The organism is Kribbella sp. NPDC058245, from assembly GCF_042882005.1.
In the GTDB taxonomy this organism is placed as follows: domain Bacteria; phylum Actinomycetota; class Actinomycetes; order Propionibacteriales; family Kribbellaceae; genus Kribbella.
On the sequence record NZ_JBHVWY010000019.1, the window covers coordinates 144881 to 168784 of the forward strand.

Genomic DNA, 23904 nt, shown 5'->3' on the forward strand with positions numbered 1-23904 from the left:
GTATGGTCCACTTCCATGGAAGATCCAGGGGCCAATTTCGGTGCTGATCTACATCTGGACCTCGCCGCCTCGCGTGGCCGCAACGACCTGGTCCACGCACTGCACGCCTCGATCCGGAGCGGCCGGCTCCCGGCCGGCACCCGGCTGCCGTCGTCGCGCTCGCTGGCCAAGGACCTCGGCATCGCCCGCAACACGGTGGCCGACGCCTACGGCCAACTCGTCGCCGAAGGCTGGCTGACCGCCCGCCAGGGCTCGGGCACTGTCGTTGCCAGCCGCGCCAGCACCACACCGCCCCCGGTCGCGACGGTGGCGCCGGTCCGCACCTTCCGCTACGACCTGACCCCGGGCTCACCCGACGTCTCGACATTTCCGCGTGGCGAGTGGCTGGCCGCCGCACGCAAGGCCTGGCCGGCTGCCCCGAACGAGGCGTTCGGCCTCGGTGATCCCCGCGGCCGGATCGAACTCCGGCGTACCCTCGCCGACTACCTGGCCCGCGCCCGCGGCGTCCGCGCCGACCCGGAACGCATCCTGATCTGCTCCGGCTACGTCCAGGCCCTCAGCCTGCTCTGCGAAGCAGTCCGCAACCTCGGCGGTACGACGGTCGCCACCGAGGAGTTCGGCTATGACCTGCACCGCGACGTCATCCGTGCCCGCGGTCTCGAACCCGTACCGCTCCCACTCGACCAGTACGGCGCCGACGTGTCCCACCTGACTGGACAGGCCGCCCTGCTCACCCCGGCCCATCAGATGCCGACCGGAGTCCCGCTCTCACCAGAACGCCGTACGGCGGCTGTGGAGTGGGCAGCCGAGTCAGGCGGGGTGCTGATCGAGGACGACTACGACGGTGAGTTCCGCTACGACCGGCAGGCCGTAGGAGCCCTGCAGGCGTTGGACCCTGAGCGGGTCGTCTACACCGGCACAGCGAGCAAGAGCCTCGCCCCGGGCGTCCGGCTCGCCTGGATGATCCTCCCGCAACACCTGCTCGAGCCGGTGATCGCAGCCAAGCGCGTGGCCGACTACCAGACCGCCACACTCGAGCAGTTGGTGCTCGCCGAGTTCATTGCCTCCGGCCACTACGACAGGCATGTACGGCGTTCGCGCCTGCACTACCGTCGTCGCCGCGACCGCCTGGTCGAGCTGCTCGCGGAACGCGCTCCGAACGTGCAGGTCGCCGGAATCGCGGCCGGCATGCACGTGCTGCTCGACGTACCGGGTGATGCCGAGGACATGGTCGCGCGTGCCGCCCGCCAAGGGCTCGGCCTGGCCAGCATGAGCACCTACCACTTCGCCCCGACCCCGGCGACCCGCCAAGCCGTCATCGTCGGCTACGGCACCCCACCCGACCACGCCTACCCAGGCGCCCTAGACCTTCTCTGCCAGGTCCTAGGCGTCTGATCGGGTAGCGGTCGCCGGATCGGCGGTTGGTTTGGGGGCCGGAACGCCCCACTCACCAACTGCCGCTGACGGGGTTTCCACCTCCCACCTGAGCGGCAACCCTCCAGCTCAGGGGATGCCCGTCCAGTTGGAGGGTTGCCCCCCGAAATTCTGAGTGGGCAACCCCCCAAGTGAATGGGCAACCCCCCAAGTGAATGGGCAACCCTCCAGGTGAGTGGGCAACCCTCCAGGTGAGTGGGCAACCCCCCAAGTGAGTGGGCAAGTCCCTGTTTGGCCGTGCAACCCCTCAGGTCAGGGGATGCCCATCGAGTTGGAGGGTTGCCCCCCGAAAATCGCGATGGGCAACCCTCCAGGTGGAGGGATATCTCCTCAGTTGGAGGGTTGCCCCCGGCCCCGGGCCGGGACCGGGTGGGAGGGCGCGGGACTTTGTGCACCCGTCAACCATTCGCGCGCGGCCGCAGTGGTTGAGCCGTGCTCAAGGTCGCGTGCCTGGTCCACCTTGTGCACCCGTCAACCATTCGCGCCGCGTCGGAGTGGTTGAGCCGTGCTCAAGGTCGTACCGGGGTGTGTCACGCCACCACTGGTGGCCGGAGACATGAAGTTGGGGGCGGAGAGCATGGGCAACAGGTCTCCAGCGATCACAAGGTGTCTCACGCCACGCAAACCGGACCCCGGCCGCAGTCAGCCCAGCTAGCGTCCGAATACACGCTGACCAGGCGCTGCGGTCGTTCGGACGTTAGCGCGCGGTCCGGTCAGGTATGGCGGTTACCCGGCAACGAGCGCCAGTACCTCGTCGGCGCAGCCCCAGGAGAGGGTGACGCCGGAGCCGCCGTGGCCGTAGCAGTGGATGACGTCGTCGACGCGTTCGCAGCGAACCGTCGGCCGGGACGGCCGCAGCCCGACCCGCGCTCGCAGAACCGTTGCCTTGCGCAACTGTGGCACGAGTGCAGCGGCCCGCTCCAGAATCGCCGAGGTGTCGTCAGCATTGACGCCTAGCGTCCAGTTGCCCGGCTCGCTCGTGCCGCCGACGATGACGTCGTTCGAGCGCGGGATGACACAGACTTCATCCGCGATCAGCCACTCCGAGATCCCACACGGCGAAACGCTCAGCACCTGCCCGCGCACCGGCGTCACGGTCTGGTCGGCTGCGGTCAGCCGCGCCCCGAGACCCGTGCAGTTGACCACGAGGTCCGCCGTACTGGGTAAGCCGGACAGGGCTGCGCGGGTCAGTGTGCCGCCGGCGTTCTCGAGCCGTTTCACCAACGCAGGCAGGTACTGCGGCATCGCGACCACCGGCGCGGTGAACGCCCACCCGTCCGCGTATCCGACCGGCGGTGACGCGACCCGGGTCAGATCCGGCAGGACATCGGCCCACGCCGGATCCGGGGTCCGCTCCACCAGCAGCTCACGCCCGTGCCGCAGCTGCACCGACGGCTCATGCTCGGCCAGCTTGGTGAATTCGTCGTACGACGCCTTGGCCCAGGCAGCAACGCGGTCGGCCGGCTCAGCGAGGTATGGACCCCAGATCGCGCCGGCCACCGCAGACGTCGTCTCCAGCGGTAGATCGCGAGCGAGAACCGCCACCTCGTAGCCACTCTCGGCCAGCCTGACGGCACACGTCAGTCCGATGACACCGGCACCCACCACAATCACGCGCATACGCACAGTGTTGCTTAGTGCAGGTCAACCGCCAACGAGTAGAAGCGGGTGATCTGCGTCTTGCCGTTGTTGTCGTCGGACATCAGGTACAGCTGGCGCCGTCCACCGGGCAGGTATCCGCCGAGCGCGAGGGCCTCGACGTTGTCGAGCAGCGGGTTCGGCTGCGGCTGCAGAGCCGTCGCACCTGACGGTGGGCAGTTCACCAGGTCGAACAGCAGCTCCTTCTGCAGGAACACCTTGTCCGAGGCATCGGCGAGCGAGGCGTGCGACGTGACGTCGGTTGCGTGCCGCAACGAGACCGTGAAGACCCGGATCGTGTTCCCGACCCCCGGCACGAAGGTGCGCTCCATCGACACCAGTTCAGTGGGGCTCACCCACGCCAGCTCGACCAGCGACAGCCCGGGGTCGGTCTTGTACGCGTACTGCGAGGCAACGCGGTAGTCGTGGCCTGGCCAACCGGCGTACCGCAGGATCCGGTTCCGCCCGCGACCGTCAGCGTCCCGTCCGTCCGGCGCCAACGGCTCCTCCATGCCCGCGAACACCGACCGCCCGTCCCGGCTGGCCGTCAGCGACTCGAAGGTCCCGTTCGAGACCGCCTCACCGGCCGGCGCCACCTGGAACCGCGACGGTACCGGCAGCGACCCGATCTGCAGACCGTCGGACAACCGGAACCGCCGGATCGACGGCTCCCGCTCGGACGTCGCCAGGATGGTCCGGTCACCGCGTTCGACGACGAGTCCCTCACCATCGAAGTCCTGCGCGTTGAACGGCGTACCGTCTGGTCGCTTGAGGATCGTCATCCCGTCCACGCTGACGGTCGGCTTGCTGCTGACCTTCAGGTTGAAGACCCGCGCAGGCGACGTGAGCACGTTGTCCACGAGCGCGACCGCGCTGTGCGGCCCGGTGACGTTGAGCGCTGACAACCCCGCGACCAACTGGCCGTCGTACGTCGTCTTGTTCAGTGCATCGCTGAACCCGAGGAACCGGGCATCAGGGGAGCACGCGCCGCCACCAACCGGCGGGTGGGCTACGGCGGTGAGTGGAGTGGCAAGCGCAGTGAGAACAACAGCAGCGGCGAGCGGCTTCTGCCAACGCATTCAAGGCTCCTCAGTCAACGACAGATGAACATCAGCGCACCAGACAGGGCCGCTTCGGATCGAAGGCCCAGTCCTTGATCACATACTGCATGGCGACTGCGTCATCACGTGCACCGAGTCCATGTTTCAGGTACAGCTCATGCGCTGCCTGCAAGGCGTCGCGGTCCAGACTGACCCCGAGCCCAGGGGCCGCCGGTACGGCGATCTGTCCGTCGACGATCTGCGGTGGCGCCGTGGTGAGCGCCTGTCCGTCCTGCCAGATCCAATGCGTGTCGAGTGCCGTGATCTGACCAGGAGCCGCGGCGCCGACCTGCGTGAACATCGCCAGCGAGATGTCGAAGTGGTTGTTCGAATGCGAACCCCACGTCAGCCCGAAGTCGTTGCAGAGCTGCGCGACCCGCACCGACCCGGCCATCGTCCAGAAGTGCGGATCCGCCAACGGGATGTCGACGGCGTCCATCCGTACCGCCTGGGCCAGCTCCCGCCAGTCGGTCGCGATCATGTTGGTTGCCGTGCGCAAGCCCGTCGTACGGCGGAACTCGGCCATCGTCTCGCGCCCGGAGAACCCGGCCTCGGCCCCACACGGATCCTCGACGTACGCGAGTACGTCGTCCAATCCGTTGCACAAGGCAACAGCTTCACGGAGCGACCATGCGCCATTCGGGTCGACCGTGATCCGAGCCTGAGGGAAGCGTTCAGCCAGTGCACGGACAGCGGCGATCTCGGCCGAACCCTCGAACACCCCGCCCTTCAACTTGAAGTCGGCGAACCCGTACCGCTCCTGAGCCGCCTCCGCCAACGCAACCACAGCCTCCGGCGTCAACGCGGGCTGCCGCCGCAACCGCGACCAGCGATCGTCCCCGGAGTCGTTCAGATACGGCAGATCCGTGCGCCCCGAATCGCCGACATAGAAGAGATAACCCAGCACCGGTACGGCGTCGCGCTGCTGACCGTCGCCGAGTAGCTCAGCCACCGGTACGCCGAGATGCTGGCCCACGAGGTCGAGGAGTGCGGACTCGAGTCCGGTCACCGCGTGCACCGTCGTACGGAGGTCGAAGGTCTGCAACCCGCGACCGCCCGCATCCCGGTCCGCAAAGGTGTCAGCCACCGAGCGCAGGAGTCGGCGGTAGCCGGCGATCTCTTGCCCCACAAGGAGTTCGGCGGCCTCGGTGATCGTGGTCGCGATGTTCGCGCCGCCTGGAACCTCGCCGAGTCCGGTGTTTCCGGAACTGTCGGTGGCGATCACTACATTGCGGGTGAAGAAGGGGCCGTGTGCGCCACTGAGGTTGAGCAGCATGCTGTCGTACCCGGCCACTGGCACGACCTCGATGGAGGTGATGGTTGGTGTCATTTCACGCGCCCGATCAGCTCGGTGAGCTGCTCAAGTTCATCGGCGGACAAATCTTGCAACGGCGGCCGGACCGGCCCGGCCGAGCGCCCAATAGCTTGAAGACCGGCCTTGACGATCGAGACGGCGTACCCCTTGGTGCGGTCGCGGATGTCGAGGTAGGGGAGGACGAAGTCGTTGAGCTTGCGGTAGACGGCGTCCCGGTCCTGCGCGCGCACGTCGGCGTAGAAGCCGAGGGCGAACTCGGGGACGAAGTTGAAGATCGCCGACGAGTAGGTGCTCACCCCGAGCTGCAGCAACGGCAGCGCGAAGGTCTCCGCGGTCGGCAGTCCGCCGATGTAGGTCAGCCGATCGCCCACGCGCGCGTAGGTCCGGGTCATCATCTCGATGTTGCCGACGCCGTCCTTCAGACACACCAGGTTGTCGTTGCGGTCGGCAAGTTCTGCGACCGAGACGTCGGTGAGGATGGCGTTCGCCCGGCTGTAGACGGTTACGCCGAGGCTGGTACTGCGGCAGACCGCCGACACGTGCTCGACGAGTCCACGCTGGCCGGCCTCGGTCAGGTACGGCGGCAGCAGCAACAACCCATCGGCGCCCGCGGCCTCGGCGGCCTGCGCCTGCTCGATCGCCGCGAACGTCCCACCCGTCGCCGGCGCGATCACCGGCACCCGCCCGGCCACCTCCGAGACGGCAGCCCGGACCACGGTGTCGATCTCGGCCGGCGTCAGCGAGAAGCCCTCGCCGGTCCCACCCGCGGCGAACAGCCCGGCGACGTCGTACTGGCTGAGCCAGGACAGATGCTCGCGGTACGCCGGTTCGTCGAAGCTCAGGTCGGGTCGGAAGTGCGTGACGGGGAACGAGAGCAGACCGGTCTTCAGCTGGGCGGCGAGTTCGGCGGGATTCACTCTTGCCAGCCTAGAAACGCCGCCGGATGCTGTCCAAGGTTGTTTTTGGATCTATCGATGCTCTCAGAGCATCGCGCTCGCCGTACTTGCCAAGTTGGAAAGTTCGATCCATACTTTCCAACATGGAAAGTATGGGGAGTCCGAGCGCAGACGATGCCGCAGCCGCACTGGACGACGTCCGCCGGTCACAAGCGAAACTGGCCGCCGGTCTACAGCTACCGAAGGGGTTCTACGGGAATATTGGGCTGGCGATCGCGGTCCAGATCTTTCTGACTGCGCGGAGTTTGTCCGCAGGCTCGGGCAAGCTGCCCGTTCTGGCCTTCGCGGGCGTGCTCGTCTTCGCTGTCGTGGCTTGGATTCAGATCGTGCGGTTCCGCCGTCTCAACGGCGCCCGGGTGCGCAGTCTGATCAGCAGGTTGGTACTGGGAACAGGCGCGCTTTCGTCGCTGACCTACGGTGCGGCCCTGGCCGGCGCGCTGTGGGCGGCGCTGGGCCACCACTGGTGGTTGAGCGGGGTGTGTTCCATTGCGGGCGGAGCCGGCTACGTCGCCGGGGGGATGCGCTGGATGCGCCTCTATCGAGCAGATCCGCAGTCCAACGGCCGCAACGAGTCTGCGTGGTGGCTCGCCGCCGTTGTCGGACTGGCGGTCGCTGGTCTGCTCCTGCTCGCCGCGGGCAGCTGATGATCGACCTGGATCCGCACCTGCAAGCGCCCGCCCGGCTCAAGCTCATGAGTCTGCTGGTGACCGTCACGGAGCTGGAGTTCGCGACCCTTCGCGAGCAACTCGAGGTCAGCGACTCGGTGCTGTCCAAACACATCGCGGCTCTGGCTGAGGTTGGCTATGTGCGCAGCCGCAAAGGCAGTCACCAGGGCCGCCGGACGACCTGGATCTCGATCACCGGCGGCGGCCGAAAGGCCCTCAGCACGCATGTCGCCGTACTGAGGGCCATCGTCGCCAACGTCGAATGAACTACTCGACGGTGACGGACTTCGCCAGGTTGCGCGGCTTGTCGACATCGTGGCCGAGGGCGACAGCGGCGTAGTACGCGAGAATCTGCAGCGGGATCGTGAGCAGGATCGGGTCGAGCTCCGGCTCGTTCTTCGGGACCACGATCTTCGCGGCGACACCGTCCGGTACGTCGACGCCCGGGTGGGTGACGACGTACAGGGGGCCGGAGCGAGCGGCGATCTCGTGCAGGGCGCCGATGTTGCGGTCGAGGAGCTCGTCCTGCGGGACGATCGCGACGCTTGGGACGTCCGGCGAGATCAGCGCGAGCGGGCCGTGCTTGAGCTCGGAGGTCTGGTAGGCCTCGGCGTGCCGGTAGGAGATCTCCTTGAGCTTCTGCGCGCCTTCCCGGGCGACCGGGTAGCCGCGGGTGCGGCCGACGAAGAAGATGCTCTCGTGCTGGGAGAGGCGACCGGCGATCTTGGCCAGCTCCTCCTCCTGCGCGACGATCGACTGGATGTGCTCGGGGAGCTTCTTCAGCCCCTCGATCAGCCGCCGCCCGTCGGCGGGGGAGACGTCGCGGATCCGGCCGAGGTGGATGCCGAGCATCGCGAACACGACGGCCATGTTGGTGAGCGCCTTGGTCGACGCGACCGAGACCTCCGGGCCGGCGTGCAGGTACACACCACCGTCGACCGCGCGGGCGATGCTGGAACCGACCGCGTTCACCAGGCCGATCACCCGGCCGCCCTTGCGCTTAAGTTCCTGTACGGCGACCAGGGTGTCCAGCGTCTCGCCGGACTGGCTGACCGCGATGTACAGCGTGTCGCGCTCGACCACCGGGTTGCGGTAGCGGAACTCCGAGGCGGGCTCGGCGTCGGCGGGGATCCGGGCGACCTCTTCGATGAACTGGGCGCCCATCTGACCGGCGTAGTACGCCGAGCCGCAGCCGAGGATCTTGACCCGCTTGATCTCACGGGCCTCGCGGGCGTCCATGTTCAGGCCACCGAGGTGGACGGTGTGGAAGCGCTCGTCGAGGCGACCCCGCAGCGCGCGGCCGACCGCGTCCGGCTGCTCGTGGATCTCCTTCATCATGAAGTGCTCGTGCAGGCCGCGCTCGTACTCGTCGGCCTCCCAGTCGACCGTTTTCGCGGTCTTGGTGGTCGGCGAGGCGTCCTGGGTGAAGGTGCGGTAGCCGTCGGCCTTGACGGTCGCCATCTCGCCGTCGTCCAAGTAGACGACCTGGCGGGTGTAGCGGATCAGCGCGGCCGCGTCGGAGGCGACGTGCATCTCGCCGTCGCCGATGCCGAGGATCAGCGGGCTGCCGTTGCGGGCGACCACGATCCGGTCGGGGAAGTCGAGGTCGATCACGGCGATGCCGTAGGTGCCCTCGATCCGGCGCAGTGCGGCCATCACCTTCTCTTCGAGGGTGGTGCCGTCGGCCTGCTCGATCAGGTGCGCGAGGACCTCGGTGTCGGTCTCGGAGCGCAGCTTGACGCCGGCCTCCTCGAGCTGGGCGCGGAGCGCACCGGCGTTGTCGAAGATGCCGTTGTGGACGACCGCGATCCGCTCGTTGCCGCTGGCGTGCGGGTGCGCGTTGTCCTTGCTCGGGCCGCCGTGGGTCGCCCAGCGGGTGTGTCCGATGCCGAGCTTGCCGCCGAACCGCTTCGGCAGCGAGGCCTCCAGCTCACGGACCCGTCCGGCGTCCTTGTGCACCTTCAGCTCGCTGGTACCGAGGACGGCGACTCCGGCCGAGTCGTACCCGCGGTACTCCAGTCTGGCCAGTCCGTCCACCAGGATGGGCGTGGCCGGCTTGGTGCCGACGTACCCGACGATTCCGCACATGTGTTGGTGCCTTTCGAAGGTCGTTGGTTGCCGTCAGCCGTAGACGATCCGTCGCAGCTGACGGGCAGAGAGTTCGGGGGAGCGCACGGGCCAGTGCCGGAGCTCGGTGCCGACGCGGGCGAAGATCTCGTCGTTGCGGGCACCGTAGGTCTGCAGCTCCCGATGACGGCGCCGGACATACTCCTCGGCCGTCTCGGTGAAATACGCCAGGACGTCGGCGACCACGCGCCGCGCATCGTCCGCGGAGAGTCCGGTCGTCCGGCTGACCTGCTCGGCCAGTTCGTCCACCGGGCCTGCCGCCGCCTCACTGATCACGCCCCAACTCTGCAGCGTTTCAGGGTCCAACACAAAGGATCTGCCCGAAATCGGGCAAAAATCCTGACGGGTCAACCTAGAACAGGCGCAGAACGTCCGATTCCATGCCGCGCAGCAGGTCGTAATCGACCGTCACACACTCCAGGCCGCGGTCGGTCGCCAGGAACTGGGCCTGCGGCTTGATCAGCTGGGCCGCGAAGATCCCCCGGACCGGGGCCAGCAGGGGGTCGCGGTTGAGAAGCTCGACGTACCGGGTGAGTTGCTCGACGCCGTCGATCTCGCCGCGCCGCTTGATCTCCACCGCGACGTGCTTCCCGTCGGCATCCCGGCACAGGAGGTCGACCGGGCCGATGGCGGTCGGGTACTCGCGCCGTACCAGCGTGAAGCCCTCGCCGAAGGTGTGGACGTGCTCGGCCAGCAGCTCCTGCAGGTGTGCCTCGACGCCGTCCTTGATCAGGCCGGGGTCGGTTCCGAGCTCGTACGCCGTGTCGCTGTGCACCTCCTTGATGGTGATCCGCAGCTCCTCGCCGGCCTTGTTCGTGACGCTCCAGACGTCGTCGTCCACGGTCAGCTTGCAGGGTGGCGACATCCAGTTGAGCGGTTTGTACGAACCACCGTCGGCATGGATCAGCACAGAGCCGTCCGCCTTCACCATCAGCAACCGCGGCGCCATCGGCAGATGGGCGGTCAGACGGCCGGAGTAGTCCACGGAACACGTTGCAATCACCAAGCGCACGAGGAGTGACGCTACAGCACGTCGACTGCTGTCGGCGGACCGTGCGAAGGTGGCGGTGCATAAGGAGGTTGGCATGAACCTGATGTGCCCGGCTCGGATCCTGTTGCTGCCAGGCGATGTGCAGGACGCGGCGGTGGGGGAGCGGATCGCGCAGGTGTACGCGGCGACGTTCGACGCGTCCGCGGGTGCGCGGCTGGCGGAGCGGCTCGGCGTACCGCTGACTGTGCTGCCAGACCTGGTACGGCGGCCGGACGCGGAACTGCAGGCGGTCGCGGACCAGCATCGCGGCGAGACCGTGGTCGTGCTCGGTGTCGATCTCGGTCTGAAACTGCCCGCGGTGGTGGAGCACACCGGCGACGGCTGGACCCGGGTGGCGACCGACAACGAGCGGACGCTGGCGACGTACGAGCAAGCGGCGGACAAGTTCCGCGAGTCGATCCCCAAAGATCCGCATTACCAGCTCATCGACCTCCTGGCCGGTGTGGTGGCACCGGGCGCCCGAGTTCTCGAGCTGGGCAGCGGTACCGGGCGGGACGCGGTTGAGCTCGAGCGCCGCGGCTATCTGGTTCGGCGGACGGAGGCGACCGAGGCCTTCCTGGAGATGATGCGCGCCGACGGTCACGACGCCGATCGGCTGGATGCGATCGCCGACGACTTCGGCGGACCGTACGACGCGGTCTTCGCCGACGCGGTCTTCCTGCATTTCGAGCGGACCCAGCTGGCCGAGGTCCTGCGCAAGGCCGTTCGTGCCGCACCCGTGCTCGCCTTCGCGACCATCGAGGGTTCCGGCGAGGAGTGGTCGAACCGCTACCTCGACCTGCCACGCCACTTCGTCATGTGGCAGGAGGAGCCGTTGCGCGAGTTGCTCGCCAGCACCGGCTGGACAGTCCGGGAGCTGATCCGCACTGCGGCCCCACGCCGCAGCTGGTTCGACGTCGTAGCGACCCGCACGTGATCCGGGCTGGCGTCCTCCTCTTCTCGGCGGAGGGGATCGCGGTGATCGAGCGCGTCCGCGACGGACTCACCTACTACGTACTGCCCGGCGGCCAAGTGGATCCGGGCGAGACGGTGGCTGAGGCGGCGCGGCGGGAGTCGCTTGAGGAGCTCGGCCTGCACGTGCGGATCCTCGGCGCCGTCGCAGTGGTGACCTTCCGCGAGAGCAACCAGCACTACTTCCTGGCCGAGGCGCTCGGGGGCGACTTCGGCACGGGGGACGGCCCCGAGATGGACAGCCCCGTCGACTCCGAGGCGGGCAGCTACCGGGCGATGTGGCTGCCACCCGCCCGGTACGGCGAGCTGAAGCCCAAACCGATCGGTGCGGCACTGGCCGCCGTACCGGATCCTCTCGCTGTGGCCAACGAGTGGTTGGACACACCGGTGGTTTTCGACGAGCCAGGGTGACTCAGCTCATGGGCTGACCAGTCGCGGACTGGCATAGTGCCTGCATGGCTCGGGAACTGCAGGTCGTCGGTGTGGTCGGTCTCGGCACGATGGGTGCCGGTATCGCGGAGGTGTTCGCGCGCCACGGTCTGACCGTGGTCGGTGTGGAGCGTGACGACGAGGCGGTCGAGCGCGGCCGCGGTCACATCCAGCACTCGACGGACCGGGCGGTGAAGCGCGGCAAGCTGTCGGTCGAGGACCAGCAGGCGCTGTTCGACCGGGTCACCTTCGCCACCTCGATCGAGGCGCTGGCGGACTGCGACCTGGTGATCGAGGCCGTGATCGAGCGGCTCGAACTGAAGCGCGAGATCTTCTCCGCGCTCGACAAGGTCGTCCGCGAGGACGCGATCCTGGCCACCAACACCTCGTCGTTGTCGGTCACCGAGATCTCGGTCGCCACCCAGCGCCCGCGCCGCGTCGTCGGCATGCACTTCTTCAACCCGGCGCCGGTGCAGGAGTTCGTCGAGGTCATCAAGACCGTCGTCACCGAGCCGGACGTCGTCGAGGACGTGCAGGCGCTGGCCCGCCGCCTCGACAAGGTCCCCGTGGTCGCGGCCGACCGGGCCGGCTTCATCGCCAACGCGCTGCTCTTCGGCTACCTGAACCACGCCGTCTCCATGGTGGAGTCGCACTACGCGACCCGCGAGGACGTCGACGCCGCGATGCGCCTGGGCTGCGGTTACCCGATGGGTCCGCTGGCGCTCCTTGACCTGATCGGCCTCGACACGGCGTATGAGATTCTCGACACGATGTACAAGCAGGGCCGCAACCGGCTGCACGCGCCGGCCCCGATCCTCAAGCAGATGGTCACCGCCGGCCTGCTCGGCCGCAAGACCGGCCGCGGCTTCTACACCTACGAGTCCCCGGACTCGCCGGTCGTCGTCGACGACGAGCAGACCCCTCAGGTGAACGGCGACGACACCGTGATCCGCCCGATCCAGCAGATCGGCGTGGTCGGCTCGGGCACGATGGCCGTCGGCATCATCGAGGTCTGCGCCAAGGCCGGGTACGACGTTCTGTACGTCGCGCGCGGGACCGAGAAGGTGGACAAGGTCCGGGCGGGTCTGGAGCGCTCGCTGGAGAAGGGTGTCCAGCGCGGCAAGCTCTCCTCCGACGAACGGGACGCCGCCCTGCGCCGGGTCACCGGGACCGCCCGGCTGGACGATCTCGCGAGCGCGGACCTGGTGATCGAGGCCGTGGTCGAGGAGTTGAGCGTCAAGCAGGCCCTGTTCGAGAGCTTCGACGAGATCTGTAAGCCGACCGCGATCCTGGCCACCACCACCTCGTCCCTGCCGGTGATCGACCTGGCGATGGCGACCAAGCGGCCCGCCGCCGTGGTCGGGCTGCACTTCTTCAACCCGGCGCCGGTGATGAAGCTGGTCGAGGTCGTCAGCACGGTCAGCACCGCCCAGGACGTCGCCGACACCGTCGCCGCCGTGGCCGTTGCCGCGGGCAAGCATCCGGTCCGCTGCGGCGACCGGGCCGGCTTCATCGTGAACGCGCTGCTCTTCCCGTACCTGAACGACGCGGTCCGGATGCTCGAGGCGCACTACGCCGGGGTCGACGAGATCGACGCCGCGATGAAGCTCGGCTGCCGCCTGCCGATGGGCCCGTTCGAGCTGCTCGACGTGGTCGGCCTGGACGTCTCGCTGGCCATTCAGCGGACGCTCTACCTGGAGTTCCGTGAGCCCGGGTTCGCCCCGGCGCCGCTGCTCGAGCACCTGGTCACGGCCGGCTACCTCGGCCGCAAGACCGCCCGCGGCTTCAGAGACTATGCATAGCCTGCGTCACTAGGGCGCGGGCAGCCCACACCATCGTCTCGGTGGCTTCCGCCGGAGACAGTTGGGCCGCATCACGGGTCGAGATCAACGCCTCGACCCCGCACGTCATGATCACGGCGCTCACCAGTCGCTGGAAGTCCGCCGTACTGAGGCGTGGTTCCAGCGGTGAGAGGGCTTGGCTGACGACGTCCTTGCGGGCCGAGGACCGGATCGGCTCCTCGACCTGACCCCGGTCGTCGAGTCCGCCGTGGTCCACCTGCGCGAACCACCGTTCCAAGGTCGCCTGCTGGACGCGCCGCCAGACCGCTTCGTCGCCGAACTGCCAGGTCGCGATCGAGCGGACCAGAGCCTCGATGCGCACCAGCGGGTCGTCGCCGGCGGCTGCCAGTACGGCGTCGTAGTCGGGCATGTTGTGCCGCGGCGCGACCGAGGCGTCAGCCTGCAGCGAGCGCGTGTTCGGGAAGTACCGGTACGCCGTCGCCACCGACACCTGGGCGGCCTCGGCAACCTCGGCGACGCTCGGCGACTCTCCTTCGCGGACGAGCTCGATGTACGCCTCGATCAGGGCCGTGCGGGTCCGTTGTTTCTGGTTCTCCCGGCCGGGCATGGGCGATTCCCTTTCGGGCAGACGACTTGACGTGAGAAAGATTTCTCATAACGATAGATCCATCTTACGACATACTTGGGGGTTCGGGATGATGACACCGGCGGAGATGGACGCAGTTCTCGATCGGCATTTCGCCGCCGAGGCCGCGCATGACCTCGAGGGCGTGCTGGCGACGCTCACCCCGGATGCCGAGCACGACGTCGCGGGCCAGGGTGTGCTGGTTGGGCATGAGGCGATCGCCGAGCGGTACCGGGTGCTCTTCGCTCAGGGGGACGAGGAGAAGTACGAGCCGGTACGGCGGTACCACGGGGACGACTTCGTCGTCGACGAGGTGCTCGCGACCCAGCTGATCGCCAACGACGACTTTGGTCCGCAGGCGCGCGGCAAGACGGTGACCTACCGGTTGCTGCACGTCTGTGAGTTCCGTGATGGGCTGATGACCCGCGAGAACGTCTGGCTCGACCTGGCCGGGATCATGGCTCAGGTCAGCTCATGAACTCGACGGACGCCAAGCCCTGGCGGTACGGTCCGCGGTCCGGTGTCAAGCCGGGCGCGAGCTGGACGGCGGGCGGCGCCTATCGCGTCCTGCCGACCACTCGCCCGCGCCCGGACCGACGTCGTACTCGTCGATCTGCTTAGGGCTCCTTGTCGCCGTAGTCCCCGCAAGGACCGCCGCCGATGGCTTCGGGGAGGGTCGTCGGTCGGTGGTCGGGGCGGATCAGCGGGTTGTAGAAGGCGGCGATCTCGGTGCTGGCCTCGGGAACGTAGTGGAAGATCAGCGACCGACGGAATCGGTCGGCGCTGCTGTTCGGGCGGGATCCGTGCACGACGCTGCCGTGGAAGAACAGCACGTCCCCGGCCGTCATCTTGGTCTGAACCTTCTGCAGGCCGTCGGGGATCGGCACCTCGGCGTTCGTGAACGACTCGGTGAGGTCGGCCGGCTCCGGGCACACCAGCTCAGTCCGATGCGACCCCGGTACGACGGCCAGTCCGCCGTTCTCGGCGTCGACGTCGTCGATCGCGATCCACGCCGCCAGGCAGGTCTCGGGATCGGCCCGCAGGAACATGTTGTCCTGGTGCAAGGCCTGACCGCGCCCACCTGGCGGCTTGAAGTAGAACATGGATTGGGCGGCGAGCGGCGGTCCGATCAGCGCGGTGACCACATCGAGGATCCGGCTGTCGAGCATCAGGTCCCGGGCGATCCGACCGGCCTCGACCTCGGTTCTGCGATGGGGGTGCACGAACCGCGGGTACCGGGCCAGCGGATCGCCGTCCGGGAGGCCGTCGTCGAAGTCCATCGATCGATCGGTCTCGACCTGCTCCATGAACGCCGTCCGCACGCGGGCGACTTCATCAGGGGTGAGGAGCTGCGGGACCTGGACGATCCCTTCGGTGGCGTAGATCTCGGCGACTGTCATAGGTCAAGGATCCGTCGCGGGCAGTGCGGAGGCGATAGCCTATCGAGCTGTGAACCTTCGAGATCCTGCTGAGACACCCAGAGCGGAGACATCCAGAGCGGAGGCGCCCAGGCCTGAAGTGCGCCGTCTGGTGGCCGGCGAGTTCGACGAGGGTCCGGAGTACGCGACCTTCCGCCGCCGCGGCACCACCGACTGGCTGCTCGTCCTGACGCTGCATGGCGCCGGGCACTTCAGCGAGATCGCCGCCCAACGGGGCACGGTCGTGCTGGTCCGGCCCGGCACCCTGCACGACTACGGGACCGTGGGGGAGCGGTGGCACTTCTTCTACGTCCACCTGCGCCCGAAACCGGAATGGCTGCCGCTGCTCGACTGGCCCGAGGTCGCCCCCGGCATCCTGCTCCTCCACCTCACCGCCATCGAGAAGATCGCCGACAATCTCCGCGACGCGGCCAGGTACCAACGCAGCCCGCTGCCGCACGGGGAACAACTCAGCGTGAACGCCCTCGAAGCCGCCCTCCTCTGGTGCGACACCCAGAACCCCAAGGCCGTCCGCATCGACGACCGCCTGCTCCGCGTGATCGAGCTGATCGACCTTTCGCTGAAGAGTCCGCTGGACCTGCCCAAGCTCGCTCGGGTCGCGAACCTCTCGGTCTCCCGCTTCGCCCACCTCTTCCGCGACCAGCTCGGCGTCACTCCGCAACAGTTCGTCGAACGCCGCCGGCTCGACGCCGCGGCCCGGCTCCTGGAGCTCACCACCCGCTCCATCGCCTCCGTCGCCGCCGAGGTCGGTTTCGCCGACCCGCTGTACTTCTCCACCCGCTTCCGCCGCCACACCGGGACCAGCCCCACGGCGTACCGGCGTCGCCAAGGACACTAGGTAGTCGTCTACCTACGCGTGAGGAGGGGCGGCACGCCGAAATCTCAGGGACTACTACCTGTCGTTAGCGCACGCATCGGACGCCGTACGCTTCTGCGCATGACTTCGCGTGCAGTAACGGTGGCGGCGGCTGTGTTGATGCTCGGGCTGGTCGCCTGCGCTCCGGAGGACCAGACGACCGGTACGCCGGCGCCGACCGGGGCCGATGCCTGTGGCAAGGACAAGCTGGCCCTCCGGACCGCCGGGACGCTGGCCGTCGGGACGGACAAGCCGGCGTACGAGCCGTGGTTCAGCAAGGACGACCCGAGCAACGGTCAGGGCTACGAGTCGGCCGTCACCTACGCGGTGGCCGAGAAGCTCGGGTTCGCCAAGACCGAGGTGAAGTGGCAGACCGTGCAGTTCAACGCCGCGTTCGCGCCCGGGCCGAAGAAGTTCGACCTCGACGTCAACCAGGTGTCGATCTCGGACGCGCGCCGCAAGGCGGTCGACTTCTCGTCCGGGTACTACGACGTCCGGCAGACCGTGATCACCACCGCGGGCAGCAAGATCGCGAACGCGAAGTCGGTCGCCGAGCTCGCCGACGCCAAGCTCGGTGCGCAGGTCGGGACGACCAGCTACACGGTCGCGAAGGACCAGATCAAGCCGAAGCAGCAGGTCGCCGCGTACGACACCAACGACCTGGCCGTCCAGGCGCTGAAGAACAAGCAGCTCGACGGCATCGTGGTCGACCTGCCGACCGCGTTCTACATGACCGCGGCGCAGCTCGACAACGGCAAGATCGTCGGGCAGTTGCCGGCGACCGGGACCACTGAGCAGTTCGGCTTCGTGCTCGAGAAGGACTCGAAGCTGACCGGCTGCGTGTCCCAGGCGGTCGACGCGCTGAAGACTGACGGAACCCTGGCCAAGCTGCAGAAGCAGTACCTGACCGAGGAAGGCGCGCCCGAGCTCTCATGAGTGAGTGGCAACCGTCCGTTCTGCAGCAGGAGCGGATCGCCTTCCGCCGTCGGCAGGCGCGGCGGTCGACGCTGATCGCAGTGGGCAGCTCGGTCGTTCTGCTGGTACTGGTTGCCGTCGGCATCGGTTCGACCCCGGGCTGGCCGCGGGTCCGGGAGACGTTCTTCAACGCCGACCGGGCCTGGGAGGCGCTGCCCACTGTCGCCCAGGGGCTCTGGCTGAACATCCGGGTGATGCTGATCTGCGCCGTACTGATCGTCATCTTCGGCCTCACGCTTGCGATCATGCGCACCCTGCGCGGGCCGATCTTCTTCCCGCTCCGCGTCTTCGCCGCCGCCTACACCGACGTGTTCCGCGGCCTGCCCCTGCTGCTGGTGATCTTCCTGCTCGGCTTCGGCGTCCCCGCGCTCCGCCTCAGCGGCCTCCCGAACGATGCGGTGATCTGGGGCGGCGCCGCGCTCGTCCTCACCTATTCGTCGTACGTCGCCGAGGTCTTCCGCGCCGGCATCGAATCGGTCCACCCTTCCCAACGAGCCGCCGCGCGCTCGCTCGGACTCACCTACCGCCAGACGCTGCGCTTCGTCGTACTGCCGCAAGCCGTCCGCCGCGTGCTCCCACCTTTGCTGAACGACTTCGTCAGCCTGCAAAAGGACTCCGGCCTGATCGCAGTACTCGGCGTGATCGACGCGATCCGTGCCGCCCAGCTCGAGACCGCGATCGACTTCAACTTCACCCCGTACGTCGTCGCGGGGCTGCTGTTCGTCGCGCTGACCATCCCCTTGACCCGGCTGACCGACTACGTCGCCCGCCGCCAAGGCTGGTACGGCGGGGGAGGGGGACCCGTATGACCCTGTTATCGCTCCGTGGAGTGCGCAAGTCGTACGGCGCGAACGTGGTGCTCGACTCCTTTGACCTGGAGGTCGACGAGGGGGAATGTGTCGTGCTGATCGGCGCATCGGGATCCGGCAAGTCGACGCTGCTGCGTTGCGTGAACCTGCTCGAGGTCGTCGATGACGGCGTGATCGAGTTGGCCGGCGCCGACATCACCGATCCGCAGGTGAACGCGGACAAGGTGCGCTCCGAGATCGGGTTCGTCTTCCAGTCCTACAACCTGTTCCCGCACCTGACCGTGCTCGACAACATCACCCTCGCCCCGATCCGCGTCCACGGCGTCGACCGCGCCACCGCCCGCACCCGAGCCCTCGCCATGCTCGACCGCGTAGGCCTGGCCGACAAGGCGGCTGCCAAGCCGGACGAGCTGTCCGGCGGTCAGCAACAACGCGCCGCCATCGCCCGAGCCATGGTCAACTCACCCCAGTTGCTCCTGCTCGACGAAGTCACCTCAGCTCTCGACCCCGAACTCGTCGGCGAAGTCCTAGACCTCCTGCGCGAGTTGAAGGAGGAAGGCATGACCATGCTCGTCTGCACCCACGAGATGGCCTTCGCCCGCGACGTAGCCGACCGAGTCTGCTTCCTCCACCAAGGTCGCCCACTGGAGGTAGGCCCACCGGCCGAGGTCCTCGACAACCCGAGAGAGTCCCGCACCCGCGAGTTCCTCAGCCGCATCCGCCCCTGACCCGGAGCCGAGGACACCACGTGGGGAGTGCGGACATCTGGCCAGGTGTCCGCGGTCCCCAGTTGGTGTGCCCAGTTGGTGTGCTCGGCTCAGCGGGCGGAGAGGTATTGGAGGACCGCCATCACTCGGCGGTTGTCGTCTTCGGACGGTGGGAGGTCGAGTTTGGCGAAGATGTTGTTGGTGTGTTTGGAGACTGCCTTCTCGGTGACGAACAGGGCGCCGGCGATGGCGGCGTTCGAGCGGCCTTCGGCCATCAGGCCGAGGACTTCGGACTCGCGCGGGGTGAGCCGGCCGATCGGTTCGTCGCGGGTGTTGCGGGCCAGGAGTTGGCCGATCACGTCCGGGTCCATCGCGGTGCCGCCGCCCGCGACCCGTCGTACCGAGTCGAGGAAGTCGGCCACGTTGGAGACGCGGTCCTTCAGGAGGTAGCCGACCGCGCCACCGCCGCCGGTGAGGAGCTCGCGCGCGTACAGCTGCTCGACGTACTGGGAGAGGACCAGGATCGGCAGGTTGGGGACCTGCTTGCGGGCCTCGATCGCGGCGCGCAGTCCCTCGTCGGTGAAGGTCGGGGGCAGCCGGACGTCGACAACGGCCACGTCCGGCCGGTGCTCCACCAGGGCGGGCACCAGCCGGGGACCGTTGTCGACTGCCTCGACGACCTCGAAGTCGTGCGCCTCCAGGAGACGGATCAGGCCGTCCCGGAGGAGGGCGTGGTCTTCAGCGATGAGGACTCGCAAGGCAGCTCCATGATCACGGTGGTCGGCCCGGCGCTCGGGCTCACCACGGTCAACGTACCGTCGAAGGCGGCCAGCCGCCGCTCGATACCGTACAGACCACCACCGGGGCGGACCACCGCACCTCCCACGCCGTCGTCGCCGACGATCATGTGCAGCTTCTCGTGCTCGTGGGTGATCTGGATCCAGGCGGTCGTCGCGGCCGAGTACTTCACCGCGTTCGCCAGGCACTCGGCCACCGCGAAGTACGCCGCGGACTCGACCGGCGCCGGGGGACGACCCGGTACGTCGTACATGACGTCGACCTTGAACGGGCAGGACATCGCGAGCGCCCTGACCGCTCCGTCGAGCCCGCGGTCGGCGAGCACCGGTGGGTGGATGCCCCGGACCAGGTCGCGCAGCTCGGACAGCGCCGTACTGGCGGACAGACGGGCCTCGGTCAGCAGCGCGGCGGCCTGGGCCGGGTCGCGGGCGACCATCTCCTCGGCCATACCGAGGTTCATGCTCAGCGCGGCCAGGCGGGCCTGGGCGCCGTCGTGCAGGTCGCGCTCGATCCGGCGCAGCTCGGCCGCCTGGGTGTCGACGGTCTCGGCGCGCGAGGTGGCCAGCTCCTGGACCCGCAGCGCCAGCTTGGCGCTCTCGGTCGGCCCGAGCAGCGAGCGGGCGATGTACGCGTTCGCCTTCAGCAGCCGCTCACCGGCGGCCTGCCAGATCATGAACCCGATCAGCGCGACCGGCATGACCAGGAAGCTGGTCCAGAAATTGACCGTGAACAACCCTCCGAACGGCTCGGTGAAGACACCCTCCGGGGTAACGCCGACCAGCAGCGGGTAGATCCCGTAGAAGAGCGTGCTCAGGAAGAGGACCGCACTGATCAGGCTCAGCGTGAACCCGACCACCGCGTTCACCAGCAGCCAAACGATGTCACGCCAGGTAGCGGGGTCGGAGAGCGTCGTCCGCAGCCACATCAGGATGCCGGGCAGCGGCGGCTTCTTGTACGGGCGGGGGATCGCCTCGCCGATGAAGCCGGCCAGCATCGTGCGGTGACAATTCGCGAACCAGCGGGTGGCCGGGACGAACGCGAGCAGCAGCGGGATGCCGACCCAGACGGCGATCAGCGGGATGGCCACCACGTTCAGCACGAAGAACGCGATCCCGATCTGCGCCAGGATGGCCAGGGCGAGCGCGATCCACGGCTGTGCGAGTTTGGGGTACCGCATCGGCGGCGCCGCAGTGGCAGTCGCAGTGGCAAGGGTGGTCATGCACCCATCATGACCGAGAGTGAGTCCGTAGCCAGTGGTGTTAACCCCCCTTCTTCACCGGGGGATTTCCCCCGGTGGATTCGGGGGATAGCAGGCCTGTGCGCGGCGCCCGCGCCGACAAAGCTTGCTCCATGACGACCACAGCGCACCTTCCGGGGACGACCCCAGACACCCGCGGGAGCGGATTCGCGCCGCTGCTGCGCGAGATCAAGGCTGCCGGACTCCTCGAACGCCGGACGGCGGCCTATGCCATCTCCATCGGCGTGAACGTGGCGCTGACGGCCCTCACCTGGATCGCGATCGCCGCGGTCGGAAGCTCCTGGTGGGTGCTGCTGCTCGCGCTCCCGCTGGGCATCCTGACCACCCGGGCCGCGTTCTTCGGGCACGACGCCGGGCACCAGCAGATCACCAACTCGCGCCGGCTGCACGACTGGATCGGGATGCTGCACGGCAACTTCGTCCTCGGGATGAGCTACGCCTGGTGGAACGACAAGCACAACCGCCACCACGCCAACCCGAATCACACCGACAAGGACCCGGACGTCGGCGAGGGCATCCTGGTCTGGACGCAGCAGCAGGCCGAGGGCCGCAAGGGTCTCGAGGGCTGGCTGAGCCGCAACCAGGCCCGGATCTTCTTCCCGCTGCTCACCCTCGAGGGCTTCAACCTCAAGGTCTCCAGCATCCGCTTCCTGCTGCAGCGTCGCCGCACCGAGCAGGTCGAGATCGGCCTGATGGTCGCGCACCTGGTCTGCTACTTCACCGCGCTCTTCGTGCTGCTGTCGCCGGCGCAGGCGCTGGTCTTCGCGCTGCTGCACCACATGATCTTCGGCCTGCACCTGGGCAGCGTCTTCGCACCGGGCCACAAAGGGATGGAGATGCCCGGTGAGGACAGCGACTGGGGCCACCTGGAGAAGCAGGTCCTGACCTCCCGCAACATCAACGGCGGCCTCGCGACGGACTGGATGATGGGTGGGCTGAACTATCAGATCGAGCACCATCTGTTCCCGAGCATGCCGCGGGCCAACCTGCGGTTCGCCCAGCCGATCGTCCAGCAGTACTGCGAAAAGGTCGGCCTGCCGTATCTGAGCACCGGACTAATTCATTCGTACCGAATGGGGTTGCGGCACCTGCACGAGGTCGGCCGCGAACTGCGCGAGGAAAAGGCGTTCACGCACTGAAAACTCCTTCTCTTACTGAGATTGCTCGATTACCTTCACTTCTCTCGGGGCCGCCCACCTTGTGAGGAGACCTGCATGACCGAAACGTCCGGTGTAAGCCGCCGCGGGCTGTTGGGCGCGGTTGCCGGCGTCACCGCCGCGACCGCGATCCCCGCCGCCCCCGCCTGGGCTGCGGACGACCAGCGGCCCGGTGCACTCAGTCACCCCAAGCTCGACAAGTACGACCGTCAGATCGTCTCCGGACTCTCCTCGGACCGGGCCCTGAGGCACCTGCAGGTTCTGTCCGAGGACATCGGCCCGCGGATCGGTGGGACCAGCAGCGAGAAGCGGGCGGCCGACTACATCGCCGACCAGCTGGACAGGTTCGGGTACCGGACCAAGCTGGAGCCGTTCCCGGTGGCGGACAAGTTCCTCGCGCAGATCGAGGACGTCCGCGACATCCTGCCGAACGACCTCTGCTGGCAGGCCGGAGCCGCTGCCGGCGGCAAACTCGACGTGACCGTGGAGGGGCCGGTCCGGGACGTCGGCCCAGCCACTGCACCGGTCTGGCCGGCCGACGTGGCCGGCTCGATCGTGATCGCGGATGACACCGCAGCCGCGCGCCCGGCCTTAGTCGCGGAGGCCGCGGCGCGGGGTGCTGTCGGAGTCATCCTGTTGCCGGCCGACCTGGTGTTCCCGCGCCGGGCGTCGGCGTTCGCACCAGCCGGTCTGACCGACGCACCGATCCCGGTGATCGGGGTCGCGCAGGTGCAGAAGCGGCTGCTTCGTGAGGCGCTCGCGGTGGTGACCTCACTGCCGCTGCGGATCAGTACCAAGGCCCACCGGGGTCTGACCTCCAACAACGTGATCGGTGAACGTCGGGGCCGCAGTGGCGCCAACGGCCCGATCGTGATGGTCAGCGGTCACTACGACTCGGTCATCGGCGCGCCCGGTGCGAACGACGACGGGTCCGGGACCGTCCTCACGATGGAGATCGCCCGGGTGATGAGCAAGCTCAACACCAACGCAACCCTGCGGTTCGCACTGTGGGGTTCGGAGGAGCAGGGGCTGATCGGATCGCGGTACCACGTGGCGCAGCTGCCGCAGGATCAGCGCGACCGGTACAAGGCCGTGTTCCAGAACGACATGGTCGCTACCAGTTGGGACCCAGCCGTCACCTACTGGATCCTGTCGTTCACCGGTCTGGCCAACACCGCGACCGACGCCGTACGGGCTTCTGGTCAGCGGCTCGGCTACGACCCGCAGATGGTCGGTCCGGTGCTGCGTGGTTCGTCGGACCACCAGTCGTTCCAGGAGGTCGGCATCGCGTCGGCGAACTTCTCCTGGCGCGGTGAGATCTCACCGGCTCACCTGGAACCGCCGTACCACTCGCCCGAGGACACCATCGTCAAGAACGTCAGCCTGGAACGCCTCCAGGTCTCGATGGAGCTGATCGGTACGGCGGCGTACGCGACCGCACGTCTGTAGTTGGCAGTGCCTGCACCGGGGTGACATGGCTCATACGGCTAGCCTTGAAGGGCTATGTCGCCCCGGAGCAGGAAACCGTCGAAGTGGCAGCGGCCCGTCAGCGACCGGCCGCTACTGGGTGGTTCCCAGTCGCGGGAGGACCGGTCGGACGGCGAGTGGAACGTCCGGCGCGTGTCGGGCTCCGCGTCCGGCAAGTCCTACCGCTGCCCTGGCTGCGATCAGCTGATCCCGCCGGCCACGCCGCACGTGGTGGTCTGGCCGGACAACCCCAGCCTGCTCGCCGCCCTGGGTGGCGCCCAGTCCCTCGACGAACGACGCCACTGGCACACCGCGTGCTGGGGCCGTCGGCGCTGACGAAAGGTC

The 23904-nt window shown here is 68.0% G+C and carries 26 protein-coding genes; 15 read left to right on the plus strand and 11 right to left on the minus strand.

Annotated elements, in window-relative coordinates; all coding sequences use genetic code 11:
• The first annotated feature begins 15 nt into the window (after positions 1–15).
• Entirely contained in the window at positions 16–1395 is a 1380-nt protein-coding gene (locus ACFVWG_RS35325; protein ID WP_391547825.1) for a PLP-dependent aminotransferase family protein, read from the plus strand.
• A gap of 765 nt (positions 1396–2160) precedes the next feature.
• Here the strand turns inward: ACFVWG_RS35325 and ACFVWG_RS35330 are convergent.
• From ACFVWG_RS35330 to kdgD, 4 genes are read right to left on the minus strand one after another with little or no spacing between them, the layout of a single operon-like run.
• Positions 2161–3054: an FAD-dependent oxidoreductase gene (locus tag ACFVWG_RS35330; protein ID WP_391547826.1), complete on the minus strand. Its 894-nt coding sequence runs from the start codon at positions 3052–3054 to the stop codon at positions 2161–2163.
• A 14-nt stretch (positions 3055–3068) separates the two neighbouring features.
• On the minus strand, positions 3069–4151 hold the full coding sequence (locus ACFVWG_RS35335; protein WP_391547827.1) for an esterase-like activity of phytase family protein: 1083 nt from the start codon (positions 4149–4151) through the stop codon (positions 3069–3071).
• 31 nt (positions 4152–4182) lie between these two features.
• Positions 4183–5502, minus strand: a complete 1320-nt coding sequence (locus ACFVWG_RS35340) for an enolase C-terminal domain-like protein (RefSeq protein ID WP_391547828.1) — start codon at positions 5500–5502, stop codon at positions 4183–4185.
• Positions 5499–6404, minus strand: a complete 906-nt coding sequence (kdgD, locus tag ACFVWG_RS35345) for a 5-dehydro-4-deoxyglucarate dehydratase (RefSeq protein ID WP_391547829.1) — start codon at positions 6402–6404, stop codon at positions 5499–5501. The genes ACFVWG_RS35340 and kdgD overlap by 4 nt, the downstream gene beginning before the upstream one ends.
• Positions 6405–6535: 131 nt before the next feature.
• Here kdgD and ACFVWG_RS35350 point away from each other — a divergent pair, with 131 nt between their 5' ends.
• Complete coding sequence (locus ACFVWG_RS35350; RefSeq protein ID WP_391547830.1) at positions 6536–7087, plus strand: hypothetical protein; 552 nt, start codon at positions 6536–6538, stop codon at positions 7085–7087.
• Positions 7087–7374 (plus strand): transcriptional regulator, encoded by a 288-nt coding sequence (locus ACFVWG_RS35355; protein ID WP_391547831.1) that lies wholly within the window; start codon positions 7087–7089, stop codon positions 7372–7374. Before ACFVWG_RS35350 ends, ACFVWG_RS35355 begins: the two co-directional genes overlap by 1 nt.
• A 1-nt stretch (position 7375) precedes the next feature.
• Here ACFVWG_RS35355 and glmS read toward each other — a convergent pair whose 3' ends face one another.
• From glmS to nucS, 3 genes are all read right to left on the minus strand, one after another.
• Positions 7376–9196, minus strand: a complete 1821-nt coding sequence (gene glmS, locus ACFVWG_RS35360; protein ID WP_391547832.1) for a glutamine--fructose-6-phosphate transaminase (isomerizing) — start codon at positions 9194–9196, stop codon at positions 7376–7378.
• Positions 9197–9229: 33 nt separating this feature from the next.
• The gene (locus tag ACFVWG_RS35365) at positions 9230–9511 is read right to left on the minus strand and encodes a hypothetical protein (protein WP_391547833.1); all 282 of its coding nucleotides are present in this window, start codon (positions 9509–9511) and stop codon (positions 9230–9232) included.
• 76 nt (positions 9512–9587) lie between these two features.
• The gene (nucS, locus tag ACFVWG_RS35370; protein WP_391547834.1) at positions 9588–10247 is read right to left on the minus strand and encodes an endonuclease NucS; all 660 of its coding nucleotides are present in this window, start codon (positions 10245–10247) and stop codon (positions 9588–9590) included.
• Between the two features lie 73 nt (positions 10248–10320).
• Here nucS and ACFVWG_RS35375 point away from each other — a divergent pair, with 73 nt between their 5' ends.
• From ACFVWG_RS35375 to ACFVWG_RS35385, 3 genes are read left to right on the plus strand one after another with little or no spacing between them, the layout of a single operon-like run.
• The gene (locus ACFVWG_RS35375) at positions 10321–11202 is read left to right on the plus strand and encodes a class I SAM-dependent methyltransferase (protein ID WP_391547835.1); all 882 of its coding nucleotides are present in this window, start codon (positions 10321–10323) and stop codon (positions 11200–11202) included.
• Entirely contained in the window at positions 11199–11648 is a 450-nt protein-coding gene (locus ACFVWG_RS35380; protein ID WP_391547836.1) for an NUDIX domain-containing protein, read from the plus strand. The genes ACFVWG_RS35375 and ACFVWG_RS35380 overlap by 4 nt, the downstream gene beginning before the upstream one ends.
• Before the next feature lie 44 nt (positions 11649–11692).
• Positions 11693–13468: a 3-hydroxyacyl-CoA dehydrogenase family protein gene (locus ACFVWG_RS35385; protein WP_391547837.1), complete on the plus strand. Its 1776-nt coding sequence runs from the start codon at positions 11693–11695 to the stop codon at positions 13466–13468.
• Here ACFVWG_RS35385 and ACFVWG_RS35390 read toward each other — a convergent pair.
• Positions 13452–14075: a TetR/AcrR family transcriptional regulator gene (locus tag ACFVWG_RS35390; RefSeq protein ID WP_391547838.1), complete on the minus strand. Its 624-nt coding sequence runs from the start codon at positions 14073–14075 to the stop codon at positions 13452–13454. The two genes, ACFVWG_RS35385 and ACFVWG_RS35390, sit on opposite strands and share 17 nt — an antisense overlap.
• A gap of 91 nt (positions 14076–14166) precedes the next feature.
• On the opposite strand from ACFVWG_RS35390, the gene ACFVWG_RS35395 reads away from it, so the two are divergent.
• Together ACFVWG_RS35395 and ACFVWG_RS35400 are read left to right on the plus strand one after the other, a co-directional pair.
• On the plus strand, positions 14167–14571 hold the full coding sequence (locus ACFVWG_RS35395) for a nuclear transport factor 2 family protein (protein ID WP_391547839.1): 405 nt from the start codon (positions 14167–14169) through the stop codon (positions 14569–14571).
• Positions 14568–14714: a hypothetical protein gene (locus tag ACFVWG_RS35400; RefSeq protein WP_391547840.1), complete on the plus strand. Its 147-nt coding sequence runs from the start codon at positions 14568–14570 to the stop codon at positions 14712–14714. The genes ACFVWG_RS35395 and ACFVWG_RS35400 overlap by 4 nt, the downstream gene beginning before the upstream one ends.
• Here ACFVWG_RS35400 and ACFVWG_RS35405 read toward each other — a convergent pair.
• On the minus strand, positions 14711–15493 hold the full coding sequence (locus ACFVWG_RS35405) for a phytanoyl-CoA dioxygenase family protein (protein ID WP_391547841.1): 783 nt from the start codon (positions 15491–15493) through the stop codon (positions 14711–14713). The two genes, ACFVWG_RS35400 and ACFVWG_RS35405, sit on opposite strands and share 4 nt — an antisense overlap.
• 118 nt (positions 15494–15611) lie before the next feature.
• Here ACFVWG_RS35405 and ACFVWG_RS35410 point away from each other — a divergent pair, with 118 nt between their 5' ends.
• From ACFVWG_RS35410 to ACFVWG_RS35425, 4 genes are all read left to right on the plus strand, one after another.
• Positions 15612–16370: a helix-turn-helix domain-containing protein gene (locus tag ACFVWG_RS35410; RefSeq protein ID WP_391547842.1), complete on the plus strand. Its 759-nt coding sequence runs from the start codon at positions 15612–15614 to the stop codon at positions 16368–16370.
• A 99-nt stretch (positions 16371–16469) separates the two neighbouring features.
• Positions 16470–17324 carry an ABC transporter substrate-binding protein gene (locus ACFVWG_RS35415; RefSeq protein WP_391547843.1) on the plus strand — a complete coding sequence of 285 codons (855 nt, stop codon included), beginning with the start codon at positions 16470–16472 and terminating at the stop codon, positions 17322–17324.
• A complete protein-coding gene (locus tag ACFVWG_RS35420; protein ID WP_391547844.1) occupies positions 17321–18172 on the plus strand; it encodes an amino acid ABC transporter permease in 852 nt (283 codons plus the stop codon). Before ACFVWG_RS35415 ends, ACFVWG_RS35420 begins: the two co-directional genes overlap by 4 nt.
• Positions 18169–18900 carry an amino acid ABC transporter ATP-binding protein gene (locus ACFVWG_RS35425; protein ID WP_391547845.1) on the plus strand — a complete coding sequence of 244 codons (732 nt, stop codon included), beginning with the start codon at positions 18169–18171 and terminating at the stop codon, positions 18898–18900. Before ACFVWG_RS35420 ends, ACFVWG_RS35425 begins: the two co-directional genes overlap by 4 nt.
• Positions 18901–18989: 89 nt before the next feature.
• Here ACFVWG_RS35425 and ACFVWG_RS35430 read toward each other — a convergent pair whose 3' ends face one another.
• Both ACFVWG_RS35430 and ACFVWG_RS35435 read right to left on the minus strand, forming a co-directional pair.
• Positions 18990–19637, minus strand: coding sequence for a response regulator (locus ACFVWG_RS35430; protein ID WP_391547846.1), 648 nt, complete (start codon positions 19635–19637; stop codon positions 18990–18992).
• The gene (locus ACFVWG_RS35435) at positions 19589–20896 is read right to left on the minus strand and encodes a sensor histidine kinase (RefSeq protein ID WP_391547847.1); all 1308 of its coding nucleotides are present in this window, start codon (positions 20894–20896) and stop codon (positions 19589–19591) included. The genes ACFVWG_RS35430 and ACFVWG_RS35435 overlap by 49 nt, the downstream gene beginning before the upstream one ends.
• 131 nt (positions 20897–21027) lie before the next feature.
• Between ACFVWG_RS35435 and ACFVWG_RS35440 the strand changes: the two genes are divergently transcribed.
• The 3 genes from ACFVWG_RS35440 (at position 21028) to ACFVWG_RS35450 (ending at position 23895) form a co-directional block, all read left to right on the plus strand.
• Complete coding sequence (locus ACFVWG_RS35440; protein WP_391547848.1) at positions 21028–22074, plus strand: fatty acid desaturase family protein; 1047 nt, start codon at positions 21028–21030, stop codon at positions 22072–22074.
• A gap of 75 nt (positions 22075–22149) precedes the next feature.
• Positions 22150–23541: a M28 family peptidase gene (locus ACFVWG_RS35445; protein WP_391547849.1), complete on the plus strand. Its 1392-nt coding sequence runs from the start codon at positions 22150–22152 to the stop codon at positions 23539–23541.
• A 54-nt stretch (positions 23542–23595) separates the two neighbouring features.
• A complete protein-coding gene (locus tag ACFVWG_RS35450; protein ID WP_391547850.1) occupies positions 23596–23895 on the plus strand; it encodes a hypothetical protein in 300 nt (99 codons plus the stop codon).
• Positions 23896–23904: the final 9 nt, after the last annotated feature.